Annotated in this window: 3 protein-coding genes; all 3 read right to left on the reverse strand. The window is 61.7% G+C overall.

Going from position 1 to position 5,104, the window contains the following annotated elements:
• Positions 1 to 2,935 (reverse strand): T6SS effector BTH_I2691 family protein (locus NPS47_RS24965; RefSeq protein ID WP_274297393.1); only part of this gene is annotated, 2,935 nt, incomplete at its 3' end.
• Positions 2,935 to 3,813, reverse strand: a complete 879-nt coding sequence (locus NPS47_RS24970) for a DUF4123 domain-containing protein (RefSeq protein WP_274297394.1) — start codon at positions 3,811 to 3,813, stop codon at positions 2,935 to 2,937. The genes NPS47_RS24970 and NPS47_RS24965, both read right to left, overlap by 1 nt.
• Positions 3,810 to 5,104 (reverse strand): type VI secretion system tip protein TssI/VgrG (gene tssI / locus NPS47_RS24975; protein ID WP_274297395.1); only part of this gene is annotated, 1,295 nt, incomplete at its 5' end. The genes NPS47_RS24970 and tssI, both read right to left, overlap by 4 nt.

Below are 5,104 nucleotides of genomic sequence, written 5' to 3' on the forward strand. Positions count from 1 at the left end.
CTACCGTGGGTCGTTGCAAGGTCTCCATCAGAGAGGTCATCTGCTTGAGATGCCCATCATTGTCCAGGCATTCGGGGGTTGCACCGCGCCCCCAGCTGCAACGGTACAACCACAAACGCAGCCCCTCACGCTTGAAGCGGTTGGCGGCCATGGAGACCATAAAATAGGCAATTCCGAGAAGCGCTATGATGATCGTCACTGGCGTCGACATTACCCAGGCAAAGCCAAACCAATAGCCGAGGCCTGCGCCGACTAGTTGGGTCGTTGCCGCAAAAGACATTCCGAAAACCACACCGAACTTTGCCCAAAGCAGCGCTTTCTCTTCCTCGCTCGTGGCACCACCAACGTCTTCAGAAATTTGCCAAGCCTCAAGCCCGGCCGCAACAGCCCCCAACGCTGCCCAGGTCACCGTGCGCAAAATCAAACTTTTCGAAACCGCGGCAAACTCGTTTGCCACCGCAGCCTTTGCACTACCCGCGGAAGCGGTTTTGGCTTGCCCCAACCATTTAGAGTATCCGGCCTCAGCAACTTTCAGAGTTCTGTTACTTAGCTCCGTAGCCATCCCCCCCGCCCGACTCCAAGCCGGCCCAACCCACAACGCCGCAATGGCATTGGCCGCATACGCGGAATTCGCTCCCAACGTGCGCCATTCATCCGCCGTAAAGCGACCGTCGTTCTGCGCCTGCCTGGCCGTGTTCCAAACGTTCCACGCGTGCAGACCGACCAGCAAGGCCGGCAGGGCATTGCCCAGGTTCTGCGCCATCCAGGCTTTGGTGCGCGTCAGGTAATCCCGGGTACCGGCCAGTTTCAGTTGGGTTATCACCTCGGCCTGCCCCAGGTCGCCGAGCCAGCCGTTGATTTGCCCCAGGCTGGCATTCAGGCGTGTGCTACCCGATGCCTGGGCAGTGACCTGATTGGGACGCTTCAGGAACAATGCTTTGAGCTGCTCTTCATGGGCTTGCAGCGATATACGCGCGGCGCGTTGGTCGTAAGCCGGCGCTTGGCGGAGCAATACGTGTTTGGCGCCGGTTATTTTGTTGTTGATGGCCTTCACTTGCAGCAGCCAGGCCTGATAGTCGCGCGTGTAGGTCGGGTTGATGCGCAGCTGGGTAGCCGTGGAAATTTCCGTGGAGATCAACACCTGGGTGGCCGCGAGGGTGAAACCGATCTGCTGTTTCATGGCCGGCAGCAGCATGCCGCTCAGCCCGTGCCAGGCGTCCCGGGCCTGGTGATTGGCGACCTTGGCCAGGGTGCTCATGGCTTGCCTGGCGGCACTGCTCATGGCCTGATACGGCTGGCTGTTCTGTAAGCTCTCCAGGTCGAGGACCGCTTTGAGCTCATTGGCCCGCGTGGCCATGCTGGTGGCATCGGCCGCCGCGGTCGGGGTCAGCGCCGGTGCGCTGCCATCCCCTTCGCGACCCTGATCGTCCAGTGTTCCGTAAGTGGTGAAGTTGTGCGACACCGTTTTGATCAAGGTCGCCACTTCCGGGTTGAAGTTGAACAGCGCCAGGCCGAACAGGCTGCTCGGTCGCTCAGCCTGCTGGCACAGCCACTGCTGCCCCTTCGATCCATTGCCCAGCAGGGTGTAAAGCGCGTCCGCGGTCTCCAGCAGCTGGCTGGCCTGATCGCCATTGCAGGTGTCGTGGTAAACAGCCTCGGCGTCGGGAGAGAGGCGCTCAAGCCAGGTGAGCAGATCGGCTTCGCTGCGCTGGCAATGCGCCTGCAGCCGTTGTGCCTGGACAGTGGTCTGACTCAGGTACTGCTGGACCTCATCGAAGTGCACGTCCTCGCGCCAGAAACGCTTGGCATGCCATTCTTCAAGCGCCGCTTGCCAATCGCCTTGAGCGGACAGTTGCCCCCAGCGGGCTTCAAACTCGGCCTTGGCCGTAGCGATTGTCGAACCCGCGCCCATCTCGACCATTGCCCCCAGATCGGCCGATACCAGGTCCTTGCCGCGCTCGGTTTCATCAATGGCTTTGAGCAAGCGGTACAGGTCGTCGGTGCAGGCCTGGCGTTGCAGCGGGTCCTGGACCGAGTCCGGTATAAACGCATCGGTATCAAAACCACACAAGCGCTCGACGGCGACGGCGCTTTCCAGTGTCTGCTGATGCTGGCTTTCAAACTGCGCCAACTCCAGGAGCCGGCCAGTCAGGTTCATTTTCAGGTCATCGACCAGGGCTAACGGATCATCCAGCGCGATGAACAGCGCCGTGTCCTGTTCGGGCACCCGGCCGCGCACCAAGGCCTCTTCGAACGCCGGTTTGTACGCCAGGCCAGGCTCGCTGGCGCGGGTCGGCAGCAGCGTGCTGGCGAAGCTCGGGGCGGTGGCGCCGTAGACGAAAATATCCGCCACGCGGTTGCCCAGCTCGGTAATCTCGTCGCCGTGCTCGACTTTGGCGCTGGCGCAAAACGCCGGCAGATCGAGGGCGCGCATCCATTGGCGTTGGGCGGGGGCATTGCTGCGCATCAGCTCGCACATACGCCAGGTCCATTGCACTGGCGAGAAAGCGATACGCAACTGGCTGCGCCGCGGATACAGGAGATACGGGTGGCTTTCGCCCGCGTTGTGGCGGACGTCCTGATTCAGCTGGCTGTCAGTCCACAGGTGCCGGGTGAAGTGCTCACCGACTACCTGGTATTCGTGGAAGGTCTGGTCGACACTGTTCCACACGTACAACCAGCCATCGCGCAACTGGCGCAGGGTGTAGCTGCGGGTCTGCAGCTCGGGCAGTCTGCTAGACCAGCCGGCCGGCAGTGGGTTCGGCCCCTGGTTGCTGCCTTTGCTGAGTGGTGATTCGTCCAGGGCGTAACGCACCGGAAAAATCGCCACCTGCGGGTGTCGCAAGGCACATTGGCCTCTGCCCATTACCGCCTGGGTAAATTCCTGGTTGCGCCGGGCCTGCTTCAATTCGGCTTCTGTCACGGGCTGGTTCATCATGCGTCCTTGTTCAAGTCGAGGTGCAGGCACTGCTTGTCCATGTGCTGGATACGCAGCTCCGGGGCGAGTTTGCGGGCCTCGGGGGTGCGCGCCAGCCAGTGCTGATAAGGTGTTTGCGGGCGTTCAGTAAATCCCTCTCCCCAGCGCAGGCTGTATTCGACCCAGATCGCCAGACTCTGCTCGCTGACCAGTCCCCAGGCCTGCGCCTCGTCCAGGCGGTCATCGAACCAGCGGGACAATTGGCTTTTATCGATATGCGCCAGGTGTTGGGGATGGTCTTGCTCAAAGCGACGGTGCAGCCGCTCCATGAAGCGCCAGCGTGCTGCCTGATCGAGCGCATGCAACTGTGCTTCGCCCAATCGAGCGTACTCATCCACCCACTCGGGCGGCGGCGCCGTGCGCTCGATGGTGTGCCATTCGACGGGCTCGGCACGCTCCCAGGTATGCGGGTTGGGCGGCAGGTGCCAGGCTTGAATCGGGCCCAGCACGGCATCCCGCTGCGCACCTTGATAGCTGCCTAGCCAGTAACGCGCGACCAAGGGGTCGGCAAAACGCAGCAAGCCCTTGCTGCCAAGCACATCGTCTGGCGCAATGAAGCGACGCAAATGATCGGCTACGGCGATTGTCGGTGCAGGACTGGACAAAAGACTGGCGTCAGCCTGCCGGGCAGCGCGTTGGTACGTCTCGTCGATCAGGTTGGACGGGCCATGAACCGCTACCAACAGGGGCCCGAGGTGTTTCAGCTCGGTCCAGCGGGTTGCCAGGTACAGCGGCTCGATCTCAATCGGCTCCGCGAGCGAATAAAGGCTCGCAAGCGCATCGGGACGCAAGACACCATCGATCAACAGGTAATTGGCTTGGGAGACGCTATTCACTGGGCGCTATCCTTCGCAATCTGTTCACAGATGTCACACTTCGGCTCACCCCGCATCAGTGCCTTGCCTTGGGATGTAATCGCTAGTGAGGGTGGTGTCGGTAACCCTTCGAGGATGCCGGGCAACTCCGGCGCTGCTGCGGTTCCGGCGATGGGCGCACCACCGATTTGAATCTCGGTGCTGCTGAAGATGCCGCCCGGGCCAATGACGATATGCTGACCACCACCTTTCACGCTGATGCAGGCCCCAGCATCTAGCACGACGTCACGGCCCGCCTTGAGGTGTACTTGCTGACCGGCCTCGATCACCAGCGTTTGCCCGACCCGGGTATGGCTGCTGTCGGCGACCTGCAGGTAGTCGTTGGCCTTGAGCTCGACCTTGCGATCCGCCGTCACGCTGCGCTGGTCTTCGCCTTCCAGCACCACGACGCTGTTGCCCTTGATGGTTTCCCGGCGTTCGTTACCGACCTCCAGCTGGCTGTCGTTCTCGATTTTTTGCATCATGTCGCGCTGGGCACGCAGGTAGATTTTTTCCTGCCCGGCCCGGTCTTCAATCGACAGCTCGTTGTAGCCACCACCGGCGGGCGAACTGCGGCTGCGCAACACGGTTCTGGTTTTGTTCGCGGGCAAGGGATAGGGCACCGCCGTGCGGATATTGGGCACACAGCCGGTAATCAACGGCCGGTCAGGATTGCCCTCCAGGTAGGTCACCACCACTTCCATACCGATGCGCGGAATGGTCACCGCGCCAAAACCCTCACCGGCCCAGCTGGATGAAACCCGTAACCAGCAACTGCTCTTGTCGCTGTTCAGCTCGGCGCGGTCCCAATGGAACTCGACTTTCACCCGGCCATGCTCATCGCAGAAGATTTCTTCGCCTTCAGGCCCGGTGACACGGGCGGTCTGGCTGACCAGCACGGATTTTCGGGTGACCAGCGGTGGCCGGTAGAACACGTCCCAGGGGATGGCACTGAAGCTGTTGCGGTAGCCTTGACTGAAGCCGTCTTTAGGCGGTTTTTCGCTGCTGGCCGACTCCTCCAGCACCTGCGGCTGCTTGCCTTCGTGCGTCACACTGAGCAGGAGCCACAAGTCGTTGCAGGCTTTGCGCGGGTGTTCGCGCAGGTCAAAGAAATGACCGCTGCGCAGGCTCGGCTGATCGCTTTTACCTTCGGCCAGCTCATAGTCGCTGCGATGCCGTTCCAGGGCGCGGCGGGCCAGCTGTTTGCCGCGTTCTTCGGTGTCGATCGGCGTGGGGTAGTGGTAATCCTCAAGCGCCGGCTTGAACTCGGCGG

The organism is Pseudomonas putida (genome assembly GCF_028682475.1).
Lineage (GTDB): Bacteria > Pseudomonadota > Gammaproteobacteria > Pseudomonadales > Pseudomonadaceae > Aquipseudomonas > Aquipseudomonas putida_AG.